Source organism: Nodosilinea sp. E11, assembly GCF_032813545.1.
GTDB lineage: Bacteria > Cyanobacteriota > Cyanobacteriia > Phormidesmidales > Phormidesmidaceae > Nodosilinea.
Map to the genome: position 1 here is coordinate 3869359 of NZ_CP136520.1, position 17904 is coordinate 3887262.

The 17904-nt window shown below is 58.5% G+C and carries 14 protein-coding genes and 1 tRNA gene; 10 read left to right on the top strand and 5 right to left on the bottom strand.

Translation table 11 applies throughout. The annotated features are described in order from the left end of the window. The first annotated feature begins 99 nt into the window (after window positions 1-99). On the top strand, window positions 100-2043 hold the full coding sequence (gene dnaG / locus RRF56_RS19360; protein ID WP_317034798.1) for a DNA primase: 1944 nt from the start codon (window positions 100-102) through the stop codon (window positions 2041-2043). A 329-nt stretch (window positions 2044-2372) separates the two neighbouring features. Next, entirely contained in the window at window positions 2373-3572 is a 1200-nt protein-coding gene (locus RRF56_RS19365; RefSeq protein WP_317034799.1) for an FAD-dependent oxidoreductase, read from the top strand. A 64-nt stretch (window positions 3573-3636) separates the two neighbouring features. Here RRF56_RS19365 and RRF56_RS19370 read toward each other — a convergent pair whose 3' ends face one another. Next, complete coding sequence (locus tag RRF56_RS19370) at window positions 3637-4623, bottom strand: GntR family transcriptional regulator (RefSeq protein ID WP_410510643.1); 987 nt, start codon at window positions 4621-4623, stop codon at window positions 3637-3639. A 224-nt stretch (window positions 4624-4847) separates the two neighbouring features. Between RRF56_RS19370 and RRF56_RS19375 the strand changes: the two genes are divergently transcribed. Then, on the top strand, window positions 4848-5606 hold the full coding sequence (locus tag RRF56_RS19375; RefSeq protein ID WP_317034801.1) for a dienelactone hydrolase family protein: 759 nt from the start codon (window positions 4848-4850) through the stop codon (window positions 5604-5606). Window positions 5607-5807: 201 nt separating this feature from the next. After that, window positions 5808-7151 carry a ribulose bisphosphate carboxylase small subunit gene (locus tag RRF56_RS19380; RefSeq protein ID WP_317034802.1) on the top strand — a complete coding sequence of 448 codons (1344 nt, stop codon included), beginning with the start codon at window positions 5808-5810 and terminating at the stop codon, window positions 7149-7151. On the opposite strand, the gene uraH is transcribed toward RRF56_RS19380, so the two are convergent. After that, a complete protein-coding gene (gene uraH, locus RRF56_RS19385) occupies window positions 7148-7507 on the bottom strand; it encodes a hydroxyisourate hydrolase (protein WP_317034803.1) in 360 nt (119 codons plus the stop codon). The two genes, RRF56_RS19380 and uraH, sit on opposite strands and share 4 nt — an antisense overlap. A gap of 303 nt (window positions 7508-7810) precedes the next feature. Here uraH and RRF56_RS19390 point away from each other — a divergent pair, with 303 nt between their 5' ends. The 4 genes from RRF56_RS19390 (at window position 7811) to RRF56_RS19405 (ending at window position 14035) form a co-directional block, all read left to right on the top strand. After that, window positions 7811-8362: a Rieske 2Fe-2S domain-containing protein gene (locus RRF56_RS19390; RefSeq protein WP_317034804.1), complete on the top strand. Its 552-nt coding sequence runs from the start codon at window positions 7811-7813 to the stop codon at window positions 8360-8362. Window positions 8363-8475: 113 nt separating this feature from the next. Next, window positions 8476-12150, top strand: coding sequence for a methionine synthase (gene metH / locus RRF56_RS19395; protein ID WP_317034805.1), 3675 nt, complete (start codon window positions 8476-8478; stop codon window positions 12148-12150). A gap of 183 nt (window positions 12151-12333) precedes the next feature. Further along, entirely contained in the window at window positions 12334-13116 is a 783-nt protein-coding gene (locus RRF56_RS19400; RefSeq protein ID WP_317034806.1) for a DUF4344 domain-containing metallopeptidase, read from the top strand. A gap of 424 nt (window positions 13117-13540) precedes the next feature. Then, window positions 13541-14035, top strand: coding sequence for a DUF29 domain-containing protein (locus tag RRF56_RS19405; RefSeq protein WP_317034807.1), 495 nt, complete (start codon window positions 13541-13543; stop codon window positions 14033-14035). A gap of 11 nt (window positions 14036-14046) precedes the next feature. On the opposite strand, the gene ttcA is transcribed toward RRF56_RS19405, so the two are convergent. Both ttcA and RRF56_RS19415 read right to left on the bottom strand, forming a co-directional pair. Next, window positions 14047-14964 carry a tRNA 2-thiocytidine(32) synthetase TtcA gene (ttcA, locus tag RRF56_RS19410; RefSeq protein WP_317034808.1) on the bottom strand — a complete coding sequence of 306 codons (918 nt, stop codon included), beginning with the start codon at window positions 14962-14964 and terminating at the stop codon, window positions 14047-14049. Window positions 14965-15008: 44 nt separating this feature from the next. Further along, on the bottom strand, window positions 15009-16139 hold the full coding sequence (locus RRF56_RS19415) for a metallophosphoesterase (protein ID WP_317034809.1): 1131 nt from the start codon (window positions 16137-16139) through the stop codon (window positions 15009-15011). A 200-nt stretch (window positions 16140-16339) separates the two neighbouring features. Here RRF56_RS19415 and trmB point away from each other — a divergent pair, with 200 nt between their 5' ends. Both trmB and RRF56_RS19425 read left to right on the top strand, forming a co-directional pair. Then, window positions 16340-16975, top strand: coding sequence for a tRNA (guanosine(46)-N7)-methyltransferase TrmB (gene trmB / locus RRF56_RS19420; protein WP_317034810.1), 636 nt, complete (start codon window positions 16340-16342; stop codon window positions 16973-16975). Window positions 16976-17029: 54 nt separating this feature from the next. Next, window positions 17030-17103 (top strand) — tRNA-Arg (locus RRF56_RS19425). A 269-nt stretch (window positions 17104-17372) separates the two neighbouring features. Here the strand turns inward: RRF56_RS19425 and RRF56_RS19430 are convergent. Continuing rightward, a complete protein-coding gene (locus RRF56_RS19430) occupies window positions 17373-17888 on the bottom strand; it encodes a DUF1499 domain-containing protein (protein ID WP_317034811.1) in 516 nt (171 codons plus the stop codon). Between the last annotated feature and the right edge of the window lie 16 nt (window positions 17889-17904).

The following is a 17904-nucleotide window of genomic DNA, read 5'->3' on the forward strand; positions in this document are numbered from 1 at the left end:
TGTCATCGCGCCGCCGCCCTTACCTCCCCCATGGGCTACAATCAATCCACTTCTCAACATCTAGTGGCTCGCCCCCGCTACTAGCCCAGCCCTAGCGCTATGGATACTCCCCGACTTCACCCTGACACCATCGAGGCAGTGCGCGATCGCGCCGATATTGTCGATGTGGTTTCCCAGCATGTGGTGCTGAAAAAGCAGGGCAAAGACTTTGTTGGCCTCTGCCCTTTCCACGAAGACAAATCGCCCAGCTTTAGCGTCAGCCCCAGTAAGCAGTTCTACTACTGCTTTTCCTGTGGGGCCGGGGGCAACGCCTTTAAGTTTTTAATGGAGCTGAACAAGCGCTCCTTTGCCGATGTAGTGCTCGATCTGGCCCAGCGCTACCAGGTGCCGGTCACGACCCTAGAGCCAGCTAAGCGCCAAGAGCTTCAGCGGCAGCTCACTCTGCGGGAGCAGCTCTACGAAGTTTTGGCGCTAACCGCAAAATTTTACGAGCACGCCCTGCAGCAGATTGACGGGGCTCCTGCCTTGGCCTACCTGTACGAGCGGGGCCTGAGCGACACCACCATTCAGCAGTTTCAGTTGGGGTTTGCGCCAGGGGGCTGGCAAACCCTCTACGGCTACCTGGTGGAGCAAAAGCACTACCCCGTGAACCTGGTTGAGCAAGCCGGTTTGGTGGTGCCTCGGCAAAAGGGCGACGGCTACTACGACCGATTTCGCGATCGCCTGATGATTCCCATTCGCGACGGCCAGAGCCGGGTGATTGGCTTTGGTGGCCGCGCCCTCGGCGATGAGAAACCCAAGTACTTAAATTCTCCTGATACTGAGCTATTTGACAAGGGAAAAACCCTCTACGGGCTAGATCTAGCCCGAGCGGCGATCGCCAAGGACGATCGCGCCATTGTGGTCGAGGGCTACTTCGACGTGATTGCCCTCCACGCGGCTGGGTTAGAAAACTCTGTCGCCGCTTTGGGTACGGCGCTCAATGCCGCCCAGGTGCGTCAGCTGCTGCGCTACACCGAATCGAAGCAAATTTTGCTCAACTTTGACGCCGATGCCGCCGGGGTAAAGGCGGCCCAGCGGGCGATCGGTGAAGTCGAAGACATGGCCTACCGGGGGGACGTGCAGCTGCGGGTGCTCAACATTCCCGACGGCAAAGACCCCGACGAGTTTTTGCGGCACCACAGTGCCGCCGCCTACCGCGACCTGATCGAAGCTGCCCCCCTCTGGATTGACTGGCAAATTCACAACCTGATCGGTGGCAAAGACCTACGCCAGGCCGACCAGTTTCAGCAGACCAGCCAGGCGGTGGTAAAACTGCTCAGCGAGATTGCCAATGCCGACACCCGCACTCACTACGTGCGCTACTGCGCCGAAATCTTTAGCAACGGCGACAGTCGCTTGGTGCCCCTGTTGGCCGAAAACTTGGTTACCCAGGTGCGCCGCCAGCGCCGCAGCACCTCCTCAGAAGCACCTACCCGTGCTGCTCCCACTCCTACCCCCAGCGCCAGTTCCCTAGAGCAGGCCGAGGCTGCTCTGCTGCGTATTTTTCTCCACGCCGCTAGCCACCGCGACGAGATTCGCCAGGTGCTCGAAGACCGTGACTTGCAGTTTAGCTATTCCCACCACCGTGCCCTATGGCGGCAGATGCAGCGTCTGTTGAGTGACCACGACGACCCCAGGGTTGACCTGGTCAACCTGCTGCGTAACCAACTAGCTGATACCGGCCTGGCCACCACGCCCCTACAGGCCCTCATGCACCTGAGCGAAAAGACCAAGCGCGACATCCTGCGCGCCCCCCTAGTCATCCGCGCCGCCGCTGCTTGCATGGAAAAAAACCTCTGCGAAAAGCGCTACCGCCACTTTCTCGCCCTATGGGAAAAGACCGATTGCACCACCGCCCCGGAGCTGTTTACCGAGTACCAGCGGCAAATCTACGCCGAAAAACGCCGCATTGAAGTGCTAGAAAAAGATCGCCAAGTCAGCTTCGAAGACCTAGCCAGCATGCCCTGGGTCGGCGAACAGTACGATTCCCTCGATCGGTAGAGCGAGTTTAGATTTTGAATGGGACAGCTGCCGAAAAACAGAAGCAGGGGAAAGAATCGCAGGGATGATGATCACCAACAGATTCCTCGGCAGAACAGAGGTTTAAACCGATGATCGATCGCTCCTTTCCGTGAGGACAAGGACGACGGAACGTCCTTGTCGATGGGGGTCTGGAGCCAGCGAAATGGCCCCAGCAGTAGATTTAGCTTTGATCCCAATTGTGCGCCGCCACAGTCAATGCTTTTGCCCAGATCAGCGGTGGGCATTGCCCACCCTACGTCTCGCAGCAGAGCGCTATCCTGAACGAAGTTTCTGGCACAAAGACACCTATGCCCAAAGTGGTCATCGTTGGCGCTGGCCCCACCGGGGCAACCCTGGCTCTGGTGCTGGCCCAGCGCGGCATCTCCGTCACCCTAGTTGAAGCCACCCGCGACTTTCAGCGCCAGTTTCGCGGCGAGGGGTTAATGCCCAGCGGCCTTAATGCCCTGCACCAGATGGGCCTCGACGCCCTGCTAGACACCATCCCTCACCGGCCCCTGAGCGCCTGGGAATTCTGGCTCAACGATCGCCGCCTGTTTCGCGCCGATGAGCCGCTGGGTGCAGATCGACCCTGTACCCTGGTCGCTCAGCCGCCCCTGCTGACGGCCCTAGTGCAGGCCGCCCAATCCCAACCCGACTTTGATTGGATCGCTGGCACGGCAGTAAAGGATCTGCTCTGGCAGAACGATCGAGTCGCCGGGGTACAGCTGGTGGATGGCCGTAGCCTAGCGGCCGACCTCGTCATTGGTGCCGATGGTCGGGCCTCGGCGATGCGCCAAAAAGCTGGGCTTACCCTAGACACTCAGCCTAAAAGTACTGACGTACTGTGGTTTAAGCTGCCTGCCCCGCCAGACTACGCAGTCGACAACTGCTTCTGTACGGTGGTAAAAGACGGGCGGGTGTTTAGCCTCTTTCACGGGGCCGAAGTTGGCAAACTGCACCTGGCCTGGGCGATCGCGCCGGAAGAACCAACGCTACAGCAGGATTGGGCGACTACCTTTGCCGCTCTGGTACCCCCGGCCCTAGTCGAACACTTTCGGGCGGCAGAGGACGCCATTTCGCCACCCCTACGGCTGTCGGTACTGGTCGGTCGGTGCCCCCGCTGGCACCGACCCGGCCTGCTGCTGCTGGGCGATGCGGCCCACCCCATGTCGCCCGTGCGCGCCCAGGGCATTAACCTGGCCCTGCGGGATGTGATTGTCGCGGCTAACCACCTGGTGCCGCCGCTCAAGCTAGAGGGAGCCGTTGAGGCAGCGGCAATCGACGGGGCGATCGCCCAGATTCAAGCCGAACGAGAACCGGAAATCATTCAGGCGCAAGCGCTCCAGGCCCACGAAGCTAGCCGAGGCGAACAGCTACGCCGCTTCGCACTGCTCCGCCAGGGCCTAAGCTCGCTAGCCCCCGTAGTGGGGCCGTTGGTGAAGCAGGTGTGGAGCCAGCAACAGCAGCCGCTCCGCCAGGGGATTACGACCGTACAGCTTGAGGTTTAGCGGGAATAACTGGGTTTGGCTCAACTGTAGAAGGCTGAAAACCTACCGTCGATCCGTTCATCCATTAATCTAGTCCCAGCTCACGCTTCAGCAGCAGAATTGATTTTTCGCCGATGTAGTTGTCGCAGACGATCAGCTTGGGGGGACGAATCAGGTCTTCGCGGGCTTCGGCGATCGCCTCTTTGACCGTGGGCAGGCTGGCCTCATCAAATACCACAATGGTTTGGGCGCTGTGGATGACGGCATTGAGTTTGTAGGGGTCGTCGGTCTGGGCCGACATCAGCAGAATTTCGTCACCCCGTAGGCTGTAGCTAATCACCTCCGCCGCCCGCAAAATGCCGGTGCTGACGCTGACCATGCCCAGGCAGGTGCCCTTGGGCAGATCCTTCAGCAGGCCCAACTCTTTTTTGTAGTCGTAGATATCGACCGGAATCACCCGCACTGATTTGGGAGCCGCGATCGCCTCGGCTTCACTAATAAAGTAGCGGCTAGTCACCACCGTGCCCGAGCGGGTCTGGGCCAAAATCGTGTCGAGTTCTTCGAGGGGCACCAGCTGTACTGGAATGTGTAGAGCACTCTCTAGCTCCCGCACCATGAGCTGACCAGCCCCAATGTCTTGACTGGGGGCGGTGACCAGCACCCGAGCGCTACAGCGCAGCCGCCAGTCGATTTCGGCTAAGAACAGCTCGCGGGCCTGGTTAAGCGAGCAGCCCTGGCGCAGCAGCTCGTCTAGCCCCGTCTCAACGACGTCTCGGGCCTGGGGAAACTCGGCCCACAGCATGGTTTGGGGGCGGGCGCTTTCGGTGCTGTTTTGCTCGCGCACGTAGATGCCCGAGCCTGGCATGGCCTCAACTACCCCAGCGTCTTCGAGCTGGCGGTAGACCTTACTGATCGTATTGCGGTGCAGGCCCGTCTGCATGGCCAACTGCCGAGTGCTAGGCAGTCGATAGCCAGGCGGATATTGCCGCGAGGCGATCGCAAACCAGATCTGGTCATAGAGCTGGGTCGACGCCGGTATTTCGCTATCGGGCTGAATATGAAACTGCACCACCATCTACCTCCAGGCTGTTGCCAGACAAACCATTGTGCCCTTACAAGGTCAAACCTGTGACAAGGTCGCACTCAGGACTATATACACCGGCTGTACTGTCAATTTAGGACGATTCTAGAAAAGTCGCTGGCTTTTATGGGTTTACTCGGGCCACCGCAATGATTTTTGACAATTGTAGCCACCCCGACGCTAAGGTAGGGGTGATTGATACGGACTAGCTTGTTATGACATCTCTAGTACGCACCGAGACCATCACAATTTCTAGCGGTGATCGGGAGATTTTGGCCTACCTGGCTGAGCCCTCGCGCCCTGGACGGTGGGGTGCTGTGGTGGTGATGCAAGAAGTGTTTGGAGTCAACAGCCATATTCGTGAGGTGGCTGAGCGGTTGGCGGGTGCTGGTTACGTGGCGATCGCCCCTCACCTCTACCACCGCCAGGCCCCTGGCTTTGAGGCGGGCTACACCGCTGAAGATTTAGAATTGGGCCGCCGTTATAAGCAGGGGACGACGGCGGAGGAACTGCTGGCAGATGTGCGGGGCGCGATCGCCTACCTCTACGGCAAAACCAACGTGATTGCCGAGGGTGTTGGCTGCATTGGCTTTTGCTTTGGCGGTCATGTCGCCTACCTGGCCGCCACCCTGCCGGAGGTTAAAGCGACGGCGTCGTTCTATGGGGCGGGCATAGCCACGATGAGCCCCGGCGGCGGTGCTCCCACCCTCAGCCGCACCGCCGAGATCGCCGGCACGGTCTACGGCTTCTTTGGCGAAAAAGATCCGCTGATTGCTGCTGAGGAAATCGATCAAATGGAGGCGGCGCTACAAGCCCAGGGCGTGCCCCACCAGATCTTTCGCTACCCCAATGCCGAGCATGGCTTCTTCTGTGATCAGCGCTACAGCTACCAGGCGGAGGCCGCCCGCGACGCTTGGGGGCAGGTGCTGCACCTGTTTAAGACCACGCTGCCTGCCGCTCCGGCAGAGACCTAGGGGCACCCCCGCCTCCTATAGCTACCATCCATAGCGATCGCTTATGGCCCCCTTCAGCCTTTTGAACCATCCCCCGCACCCCACTGCGGGATAATGTAAATGTTGATACCGCTAGCATTTTCATCAAATGCATGGGATCGCCTTAGCAATCCTTAAAACGCTGATCTACGCTCTCTGGCCATTTCATTGCTTTCCCCCTCCATGGCTTATTATCTTTCCCCCCGGTTTCTCGAAAAGCTGGCGGTGCACATCACCAAAAACTACCTGAAGCTGCCGGAGGTTAAAATTCCGCTGCTGCTGGGGGTGCACGGTCGCAAGGGTGAAGGTAAGACCTTTCAGTGTGAGCTGCTGTACGAGCGCATGGGGGTCGAGGTGGTGCATATCTCCGGGGGCGAACTCGAAAGCCCCGACGCGGGCGACCCGGCCCGCCTGATTCGCCTGCGCTACCGGGAAGCCGCTGAGCTGGTGCGGGTGCGGGGCAAAATGGCGGTGCTGATGATCAACGACATTGACGCCGGGGCGGGCCGCTTTGACGCGCTGACGCAATATACCGTCAACACTCAGCTGGTGAACAACACCCTGATGAACATTGCCGACAACCCCACCAATGTTCAGCTGCCGGGCAGCTACGACGAGACCGAGCTTCAGCGGGTGCCGATTATTCTGACTGGCAACGACCTCTCTACCCTCTACGCGCCACTGATTCGCGACGGCCGCATGGATAAGTTTTACTGGCAGCCCGATCGAGACGATCGCATTGGCATTGTCGGTGGCATCTTTGCTCCCGACGGCCTCTCCTCTCAAGATGTGACGATGCTGGTCGATACGTTTCCTACCCAGGCGATCGATTTTTTTGGGGCCGTGCGCGCTCAGATCTACAACGAGCAGATCCGCGACTTTATCTATTCTGTAGGGCTCGAAAATGTTTCCCGCAGCGTGGTCAACACCACCACGCCGCCCAGCTTTCGCAAGCCCGACTTTAGCCTGTCGCATTTGATCGAAGTGGGCGATCGCCTGGTGCGCGAACAGCGCCGGGTCGATGACATGCGCCTTGCCAACGAGTACAACCGCGTTCTGCAAGGAAATCCAGCATCAGCCCCCCCAACGGGCAGTGTCTACCACGCCTACGACCCCGAAGCTCATGCGCCTAGCGCTGGTGCCGTCCCTGTCGCCGATGCTGCCACGACCGACGTGAGCCGCAACGGTAATGGCGACGCCCCCCAGTGCCCCTTACCTCCCACGCCCCACACCTCTACCCATCCGCCCTCCCACTCATCCACGCTTCCCCCCGATGTGCAAGACCAGATCAATGCCTTGCTAGCCCAAGGGTATCGCCTGGGATTAGAGCACGTCGATCAGCGCCGCTTTCAAACCAATGCCTGGCAGAGTGGTCCTCCCATCCCTAGCCAAGATGCCGCCAGCGCCCGCTCGACCCTAGAGCGCTGCCTAGACGACTATGACCAAGACTACGTGCGGCTATTTGGCATCGACCCCAAAACCAAACAGCGGGTAATGGAGAAAATTATTCAACGGCCTGGGCGCTAGCTGCCCCGGTAGGTGCTGTATGACCAAGGTGACACCAGTAGCGGCACGTGAAAGTTGCCGCTGGGGTCAGCCACCGTAAAGCGAACAGGAATTTGATCTAAAAACGGTGGGTCAGACAAGGCTGCGCCAGTTGTGGCAAAGTAGGCGGCCACATCAAAGGTGATCTCGTAGGTGCCTTTGTGCAGCTCGTCGCCTTCTAGGAGCGGCTGATCGGTGCGCCCATCGCTGTTGGTTTCAACCGTTGTGAGCGCCGTTTTGATATCGGCCTCTTTATTAATGGCCCAGACTGTGAGCCGCATTGAGGCGGCGGGCTTACCCAGGGCTGTGTCGAGTACGTGGGTGGTGAGTCTGCCCATTGTGATGTTAAATCATGCCAAATAGCTACAGTCAAAGCATATAGTAAGAAGCCCTTGGATGGAGGGGTGACCCGAATAAAAGGTGTCAGGTGTCAGGTGAGGGCGAATTCTTTTAGCCGAAGCCTGAGACCTAGAACCAGTACCCGAAACCCGGTACCCAAAACCCGGTACCCAAAACCCGGTACCCAAAACCTTCCCCTTAGCCCGACTTTTGCCGAGAACACCATTGTTCGTTAGCCTGACCCTAGGGAGTAGGCCATCGTCAGGCAACTTCCAGGCCATTCACCAGGTAATTTGATTACTATGACCCATTCTCCAGATCTCCGGCCTAGTCAGTTGCTTCGCAGCCGCCGGCAGCTGCTCCGATATATGGCTGGGGGTGGCCTGGGGGCGATCGCCATGGTGTTCTCGCGGCCCCAGACTGCGGTAGGTCAAGATCTTGAAGACCTGTGCTCGATGTTTCCGCTGAATTCTCGCTGTCTCGACTACTTGCCAGGAGTGCAGGCGCTAGATGGGGCGGGGGATGCGATCGCCGTCGATACCTTTTTACCCACCACTACGCCGGGGGTTCCCCAGCCGGTGCAAGGCTTACCCAGCGTTACCTACCTGGTGATTCAGTCAGGGCCAGCCATTGCGCCCTATGGCATTCGCCCTGTCTGCCCCCACCGGGGCTGCGCCGTCAACTGGCAAGCCGACCAAAATCGTTTTGCCTGCCCCTGCCACGGCTCGAAGTTTGATGCTGAGGGACGGGTGCTGCGAGGGCCAGCCCGTAAACCACTGCCCCTGGTCACGGTGGTTGAGCGGCAAAACCAAATTCGTCTAGTCGATCGGGCACCCTCCATCGATCCGCGCTAAACCTTGACCCATCTAATCAATCTGTAGGCTTGGGAAGCTGGTTTTCGGATGCGTTCTGAGGGGGCAATGGTTGATAATAGGTGATCTCTGTTGCCATTCCGTTCTAACGCCCCATGTCTAGCGCCTTTCTCGATCGCCTCCACAGCCCCGATCGCCCGGTTATAGTCTTTGATGGGGCCATGGGCACCAACATCCAGGTACAAAACCTGACCGCAGACGACTTTGGCGGCCCCGAGTACGAAGGCTGCAACGAATACCTGGTATTCACTAATCCTAAAGCGGTGGAAACCGTCCACCGGGGCTTTCTAGAAGCCGGGGCCGACGTGATTGAAACCGACACCTTTGGCGGCACGGCGATCGTGCTGGCCGAGTATGACCTAGCCGATCGCGCCTACGAACTGAACAAAACCGCCGCCGCCCTGGCCCGCCGCGTCGCCGACGAATATTCCACCGCCGAGAAGCCCCGGTTTGTGGCCGGTTCCATGGGGCCGGGCACAAAGCTGCCTACCCTCGGCCATATCGACTTCGACACCCTCAAAGACTCTTACGTCGATCAGGCGAAGGGGCTGATTGACGGCGGCGTTGACCTGATGCTGGTCGAAACCTGCCAAGACGTACTGCAAATCAAAGCTGCCCTCAACGGTATTGAAGAAGCCTTTGTCGCCACGGGCAAGCGCCTGCCGCTGATGGTCTCCGTCACCATGGAGCAGCAGGGCACCATGCTGGTGGGCACCGAAATGGCGGCGGCCCTGGCGATTTTGGAACCCTACCCGATCGACATCCTGGGCCTCAACTGCGCCACCGGCCCCGATTTGATGAAAGACCACGTCCGCCACCTGGCCGAACAGTCGCCCTTTGTGATCTCCTGCATCCCCAACGCCGGTCTGCCCGAGAATGTGGGCGGCCACGCTGTCTATCGCCTCACCCCGATGGAGTTGCGGATGTCGCTGATGCACTTCATCGAAGACCTGGGCGTACAGGTGATCGGCGGCTGCTGCGGCACCAGGCCGGAGCACATTGCCCAACTGGCGGAGCTGGCGAAGGATTTGCGGCCCAAGGAACGGCCTGTGCGGGGGTTAACCGTAGGGGCGCACCATGGTGCGCCCCTACCCGACCCACGGCCTGCCCTCAACTACACCCCCGCCGCCGCCTCGATCTACAGTCCCCAGCCCTACGACCAAGATAATTCTTTCCTCATCGTGGGCGAACGGCTCAACGCCAGCGGTTCGAAGAAGTGCCGCGAGATGCTGAATGCGGAGGATTGGGACGGGCTGGTGGCTTTGGCGCGATCGCAGGTCAAAGAGGGTGCCCACGTCCTCGATGTGAACGTGGACTACGTGGGCCGCGACGGCGAACGGGACATGCACGAGCTGGTGTCGCGCCTGGTCACCAACGTCACCCTGCCGCTGATGCTCGACTCCACCGAGTGGCAAAAGATGGAGGCGGGCCTGAAGGTAGCCGGGGGTAAGTGCATCCTCAACTCCACCAACTACGAAGACGGCGACGAACGCTTCTTTAAAGTGCTGGAGCTAGCCAAGAAGTACGGTGCAGGCATCGTCGTCGGCACCATTGATGAAGACGGCATGGCTCGCACGGCAGAAAAGAAGTTCCAAATTGCCCAGCGCGCCTACCGCGACGCCCTAGAGTATGGCCTGCCTGCCCACGAGATTTTCTTTGACACCCTGGCCCTGCCGATCTCGACGGGCATCGAAGAAGACCGGGTAAACGGGCGCGAAACCTTGGAATCGATTCGGCTAATTCGCGAAAACCTGCCCGGCAGCCACATCATGCTGGGGGTGTCGAATGTCTCCTTTGGCCTCAGTCCGGTGGCCCGCGTCACCCTCAACTCGGTATTTTTGCATGAGGCCATGCAGGTGGGGCTGGATGGGGCGATCGTCAGCGCCGCCAAGATTCTTCCTCTGGCGAAAATTGACCCCGACCACCAAAAAGTCTGCCGCGACCTAATCTACGATCGCCGCGAGTTTGACGGCGACATTGTCTCCTACGACCCACTGACCAAGCTCACCACCCTGTTCGAGGGCAAGAGCCTGAAGAAAAAAGAGGCGATCGCCAAAGATCTGCCCATCGACGAGCAGCTTAAGCAGCACATCATCGACGGCGAACGCATCGGCCTCGACGACGCCCTGGCCAAAGCGCTGGAAACCTACCCGCCGCTGGAAATCATCAACACCTTTTTGCTCGACGGCATGAAGGTGGTGGGCGAACTGTTTGGCTCGGGGCAAATGCAGCTGCCCTTTGTGCTGCAATCGGCCCAGACCATGAAAGCCGCCGTGGCCTACCTCGAACCCTACATGGAAAAAGCCGACAGCGACGGCTCCGGCAAGGGCACCTTCATCATCGCCACGGTCAAGGGCGACGTTCACGACATCGGCAAAAACCTGGTCGATATCATCCTGTCGAACAACGGCTACAAGGTGGTCAACCTGGGCATCAAACAGCCCGTGGATGCGATCATCCAGGCCTATCGGGAACACCACGCCGACTGCATCGCCATGAGCGGCCTGCTGGTCAAATCCACCGCTTTCATGAAAGACAACCTGGAGACCTTCAACCAGGAGGGCATCACTGTCCCCGTCATCCTCGGCGGCGCGGCACTGACCCCCAAATTTGTCCACGAAGACTGCCAGAAAACCTACAAGGGCAAGGTCGTCTACGGTAAAGATGCCTTCTCTGACCTGCACTTTATGGACAAACTCATGCCCGCCAAGGCGGCAGGAAATTGGGATGACCTGAGCGGGTTTTTGGATGAAGTCGATGCAGATCCTTCCCCGGAGAACCCACCCCTGCCCCTCCCAGGAGGGGAGGCCGCTGAGGCCCCTGCCAGCACTGACTCCCCAACAATCCCAAATCCCAAATCCCAAGTCCAAAATTCTGAAGATACCACCCGCTCCGAGGCCGTTGACCCCGCGATCGCCCGCCCCACGCCGCCCTTCTGGGGTACTCGGGTTCTAACTCCGGCAGATATCTCGCTGGAGGAGGTGTTTGGCTACTTGGACTTGCAGGCGCTATTTGTGGGTCAGTGGCAGTTCCGTAAGCCTCAGGAGCAATCCCGCGAAGAATACGATGCGTTTCTGAAAGAAACCGTCCACCCCATTCTGGATACCTGGAAAGCGCGCATCCTGGCGGAAGACCTGCTGCATCCCCAATTGGTCTACGGCTACTTCCCCTGTCTGGCCGAAGGTAATTCGCTGCACATCTACGATCCGTCGGTGATGGATGCACCCATCCACCCATCCACCCATCCACCCATCCACCCAGACCCCATCGCCACGTTTACCTTCCCCCGGCAAAAATCGTTGCGGCGGCTCTGCATTGCTGACTTCTTCTTGCCGAAAGAACTGGCGAAACCAGGGGAGTTCGACGTGTTCCCCATGCAGGCGGTGACGGTAGGCGAGATCGCCACGGAGTTTGCCCAGACGCTGTTTAAGGCCGACCAGTACACCGACTACCTCTACTACTACGGTCTGTCGGTGCAGACGGCAGAGGCGATGGCGGAATGGTGTCACGCCCGCATTCGGCGCGAACTGGGTTTTGGGGCGTTAGAGCCTGAAACTCTGCGCGAGATTCTTCAGCAGCGCTACCAGGGGTCGCGCTATAGCTTTGGCTACCCGGCCTGCCCCAATATGGATGACCAGCCCATTCAGCTAGAGCTACTCAAGGCCGAACAAATCGGCATGACCATTGACGAAAGCGAACAGCTCTACCCAGAGCAGTCCACCACGGCCATCATTGCCTACCACCCAACCGCAAAGTATTTCAGTGCCTGAGGTTAATTGATTAGTCGCAACTGATACCCAATCCGGATCGCAACTTCGAGATCTGGGTGCCCGGTCAGCGATCGCCGATATTCAAGGGCGATCTGCGTGGTGACCGCCCCCCAGGGGTACGTTAAGGATCAAGGCGGTATCCGTGGGATCGCCCAACTCTCGGTGTTTTGCAATGGGGACTGTATGAAACGAGCAATGGTAAGGGTCTTGACCCTGGCAATGGCCGCTGTTCTAGGGGCCTGTGGGGGCGACGCCCAGGGGGGAGACTGGCTAGCCACCGATGATGGCGACTTTGTGCTGGAGTATCTGGAACCGGAAAATGCCGACCACCAGCCAGTTTACGAGGCTCTGGTGGAGAGTGAGTTTTACGATGGGGTGGTTGCTACGCTGAACGAGCAGTTTGCTCTGCCCCAAGATATTGCGATCGCTTTTCAGGACTGTGGTGAGGTGAATGCCTTCTACAGCCCCGACGACGTGGCGATCGCCATGTGCTACGAACTGATCGCCTACTATGCCGACATGTTCTACGACGAGGACGAGGCCGACTACACTCAGACGGTGATCAATGCGGCCTACTTCACCTTCTTCCATGAACTGGGCCACGCCCTAGTCGATCAGCTCGAACTGCCCATTGTCAGCCGCGAAGAAGACGCTGTGGACGCCTTTGCTGCCGTGCTGCTGCTGTGGCAGGGAGAGGAAGAGGCCGCGATCGCCGGGATCGATCAGTTTAGCCTCGATGCCGAAGAAGAAGCCGAGCTGGAGGAATTGCCCTACTGGGATGAGCACAGCCTTAGCGAACAGCGGTTCTATAACATGGTCTGCTTAGTCTACGGCAGCGATCCCGACTGGTACGCCGAATGGGTGTCAGAAGATTTTCTCCCCGAATCTCGGGCCGAAGGCTGCGAGGCAGAATTTGCCCAGGCCGACGAAAGCTGGTCTGCTCTGCTCACCCCCTACCTAAAATAGATCTTCATACTGAATCCTGTTTGGTTGCCCCCGGTTCAGCCGGGCGCATGCCATGCGCCCCTCGGTTTAGCCGTTTGGGAAGCGGGGTTTATGCAATTGGATTTGCTCTAAAAATAACCCTGAGACGGTGCATCGCTGCGCGGATGCACCCTACAATTTTCATCGTTGGGGGTGTCGTCTTGGCGATATGGACGATTGGTATCAAAAGCGCTTGAGAGTGATGGCTTGGCTTTGGCCCCTCAGGCTAAACTCTCGGCTAGCTTCTGCCAGAGCTTAGGTGAATTCTGTTGTGCTATTGCCCCCAGGGTGCCCAGCCGCCCAAACAACCGCTGGGCAAAGCGACCCCTAGCTTTTTGACCTGCTGCCCGGCAAAGCAACTGAGCATTTGCAGCTTGAGGAATCATCTTTCCTGAGCCCGACTACAATGGCAGTATTAGACTTAACGGCTACCACTATGTCGTCTCAAACTACTGCTCAGGCTAGTTCTCTGGCCCATCTCTACGAGCAAGACTACGCTCTGTGGCTGGGCACCACCTGCCAGCTACTCAAAACGGGGCAGATGACCGAGATCGACATTACTCACTTACTCGAAGAACTGGAAGACATGGGCCGCAGCGAAAAACAGGTTTTGACCAGCAACCTCATTGTGGTGCTCATGCACCTGTTGAAGTATGCCTATCAGCCTGGACAGCGTTCTAATAGCTGGCGATTTACAATCAAAGAGCATCGTCGTCAGCTGCTGGCAGCGCTGAAAGCTAGCCCCAGTCTCAAGTCGTACTTTGAGCAGGTGTTTGCCGAGTGCTACCAAGATGCGCGCGATCTAGCCTCTACAGAAACCGGAGTGAGCCTTGAACATTTGCCCCTGGAAAGTCCGTTTAGCCTAGAGCAAACCCTCGATCGCGAATATTTGCCGCAATAGGACGACAGCAACTAGCGATCGCGCCCATCCCCTGGCAGCCCGTCGGTAAACAGGGCCAGGGCTGGGTTAAATTCTGCTTCTAAATCAGGGCCAATGTCGTCGCCACTGTCGTCATCCTCGACAGGTAGAATGCGGGCGCTTTCTAGATCGTCAAAGCCGAACAGATTGGGGTCGGCCAGGTGAGATGGGGCGACGTTTTGGAGACTGCGAAACAGGGTTTCGGTGCGGCCCGGCCACTGCTTCTCCCAGGTTTGCAGCATGTCCTTAATTTGGGCGCGCTGTAGATTGGCCTGGGACCCACACAGCGTGCAGGGAATAATTGGAAACTCGCGGTAGCGGGCGTAGCGGGCGATGTCGGCCTCGGGGCAGTAGGCCAGGGGCCGAATGACGATGTGGCGGCGATCGTCTGTCAACAGCTTGGGGGGCATCGCTTTGAGCCTGCCACCGTGGAACATATTTAGAAACAGCGTCTCGATCATGTCGTCACGGTGGTGGCCGAGGGCAATCTTGGTGACCCCTTCCTCAGCGGCAACCCGGTAGAGTACGCCCCGCCGCAGCCGCGAGCACAGCCCGCACATGGTTTTACCCTCGGGTATCACTCGTTTGACGGTGCTGTAGGTGTCTTGCTCGACGATGCGGTAGGGCACGCCGATCGCCTCAAAGTAGTCTGGCAGCACGTGGGCCGGAAAGCCCGGCTGCTTTTGGTCGAGATTGACCGCCAGAATGTCGAAGGAGATCGGGGCGCTGCGCTGGAGGTGGCGCAGAATATCGAGCAGGGTGTGGGAGTCTTTGCCACCCGAGACGCAGACCATGACGCGATCGCCCTCGCCAATCATGCCGTAGTCGGCGATCGCCTGCCCCATGCGCGATCGCAAAAATCCCTGGAGCTTCTTAAAGCTGTTGGAGGTGGGTTGCTTAACGCCAGCCATGGGCCTAGGCTCCTGAATCACATGGGTCTCCTCAAACAGCACCCCTATTTTAGAGCGCTCTTGGATGCGGATGGCCACACCAAGGTGGCGGTATTGTCGATCGCCTGCGGATTGCCATCGCTGTCTACTGCGTTGTAGCAGGCCAACCGCTGCTGCACCTCAGGCGGCAGGTGCGAAAAGTCGATTTGGGCGTCGCCGTTCGCGATGCTGGCCCAAAACGTCTTGAGGCTGGGGGCGATCGCTGCCGCCTCATGGTCAGCTAGCCCCACCGGCGGGCTGGTGAGAAACTTGGTCATAAATCCCTCAGCGCGATCGCACATCCACCGATGCGACATCGCTTGCAGATCGTCCCAGGGGTCTACGGCGGTGAGACGGCGCGATCGCACCTCCACCCGCAAATCGCCATCGCCGTGCTCAATCTCCACAATCCGGTAGGGGTGGGGGTAGCTGACCAGTGACCCAGTCAGCACCTCACACAGGTCGCCGTGCCGCGCTACATCCTGCACATGCAGGTGACCGGTAAACATCAGCCGCACCTGTGCCGCCTCCAGCCGTTGAATGATATCGGCGGCATTGCTGACCATGTAGCGCTGGCCCAGGGGACTGTTTGACTGGCCCGGCAGGTGTTCCAGCACATTGTGGTGCAGCATGACGAGAATTAAATCGTCGGAGTAGTCAGCCAGCGTTGTCTCTAGCCAGTCGAGCTGAGTCTGATCCACATAGCCTACCCGTACCTGCTCGCCATTGGGCTCAAAGGCGTTGGAGTTGAGCGCCACCAGCCGCACGCCGGGAAGAATTTCGTGCTGGTAGTGCAGGGTTTTGCCATCGCTGTAGCCAAAGTCTTGGTACAGCTTAGGAAAATCTTGGAGGCCAATGGCGCGATCGCTGGCGTCCCTAGCAATCACATCGTGGTTGCCGGGCACCACGTAGGCTGGAAACGGCAGCCGCTTCAGGCGATCGATCAGCCACTGGTGGTTAACCCATTCTCCATGCTGGGTGAGGTCGCCGGGCAGCAGCAAAAAGTCGAGATCCAGTGTTTCTAAATGGTCAAAGATTTGCTCAATACCCGGAATACTAACTTCCACTAAGTGAAAGCGATTGGGGCCGTTGTAGATGGTCTCAGGTCGAGCGATGTGAGGGTCGCTGATGATAGCGAAACGAAAACGCTGTCCCATGAACTTTAGACGTACAAAGATGTGAATTCTCCTATCAGCCTAGCTGCTCCTCGCCCGATTCGGTAAAGAAATTGGGTGCCAGATCTCGGGTTTTGGGCCTGACCCCTGCCCCCTTAAACTGGACACCTTGCACCTAACACCTGACACCCACCCCCCCAAATGGCATGATAGAAAGCCGTGGTTCCATCGAGGTTAACCCTGTGGCTGTTGTTCGGGTGCGTCAGCACGTCAATCCCCTGAGTGAGCGATACCAGGCTCCTGTCGAGACTCCCGCCTGGGAGACCCTCTTTGCCAACCCCCAGCAGCCGTTGCACATCGACATTGGCTGTGGCAAAGGTGTCTTTGCGCTGCATATGGCCCAGCTTCAGCCCGAGTGGAATTTTTTGGGCTTAGAAATTCGCAGGCCTGTGGTCGAGTCTGCGCAAAAGCGCCAGCAAGAATCGGGGCTGAGCAACCTACATTTTATGTACTGCAACGTCAATATCTCCCTGCGCGCCCTGCTAGAGAGCTGGGGCGACCCCAACCCCCTCCAGCAAGTTTCCATCCAGTTTCCTGACCCCTGGTTTAAAAAACGTCACCAAAAGCGCCGAGTGCTGCAACCCGAGCTAGTGGCCACCCTGGCCGAGTTCTTGCCGTCTGGCGGGCGCGTGGTGGTGCAGTCTGATGTGGAAGCGGTGGCGATCGATATGTGCGATCGCATCGCCGAAAACCCTCACTTTCTACGTTCTAGCTCCGACTGGCTACCTACCAGCCCCTTTCCTGCCCAAACCGATCGCGAGCGGGTCACGCTAGAACAGGGGTTGCCTGTCCACCGCGCCATCTTTACTCGGTCTTGAACTCCCACAATCAAATCAGGGTGTAAAATGGCCCAAGATCGCATGTTGAGATCTGGGGCTGTAGCTCAGCAGGATAGAGCGGCCGCCTCCTAAGCGGCAGGTCGTGGGTTCGAATCCCGCCAGCCCCGTACCCCAAAGTCCCGTCAACGTGGGGCTTTCGACATTCCCTATAGGCCAGCATATCCCTGGGTGTGGCAGAACCTTCCCTACATTTTGGGGAAGCTATAGGGAAGTGGCACGAGGAAAACTCACGCTAGAGTCGATTAACCAGCGCCTGAAGCCTGCGAGTATTGGTGTAACGGTAAGGCAAAAGGGGAGTCGCCTATCGTTACGGGCTGATTCAATGGGACGTGACCTTGCCTCGCTGTTTCGGTCCATGTTCTAGGGCTACGACCGACTAAACTCCTAAGTCTTGGAGGGCGAAGCGAATCTGCTCTAACCGCCGTCTATTCACGCCTAAATCGGATTCTCCTAATCGGGCTGCTGCGCGAACGTGGATGACGGGCTCATCTTCCGGCAAGTAAAATTCAGTATCGTCTACGAACCCCAGAATGCGGCTAGTAGACTTCACGCGGATGTAGTTCTCTTGCTGCGTCACAATCTCAGTACGAGGTACAACCCCCAGCACTTTGATAAGTAGTTCCCGCGCTTCATCCAGGCTGCCTGTATAGGCAATCGGCGCGATCGCATGGTCTTGGTCAGCACTCTGGCTCACCATACAGTTAGACGTTGAGGGGCAGGGAAACAGCTTGCCATCCTGAATCCCCAGTTCGGGTGTTGTTCCCGCAAATACTTCTGAGAGGCCAGGAATTGCCCCTAAAGACTGAGGGGCAGGGGCTGCGATCGCAAAAGCTGAGGAAGTGGGGAACGCCCATAGTGCGATCGCCAAAAGGGCAGCAAGAATTGAAGCCATAGGAGTGCGTTGAGGT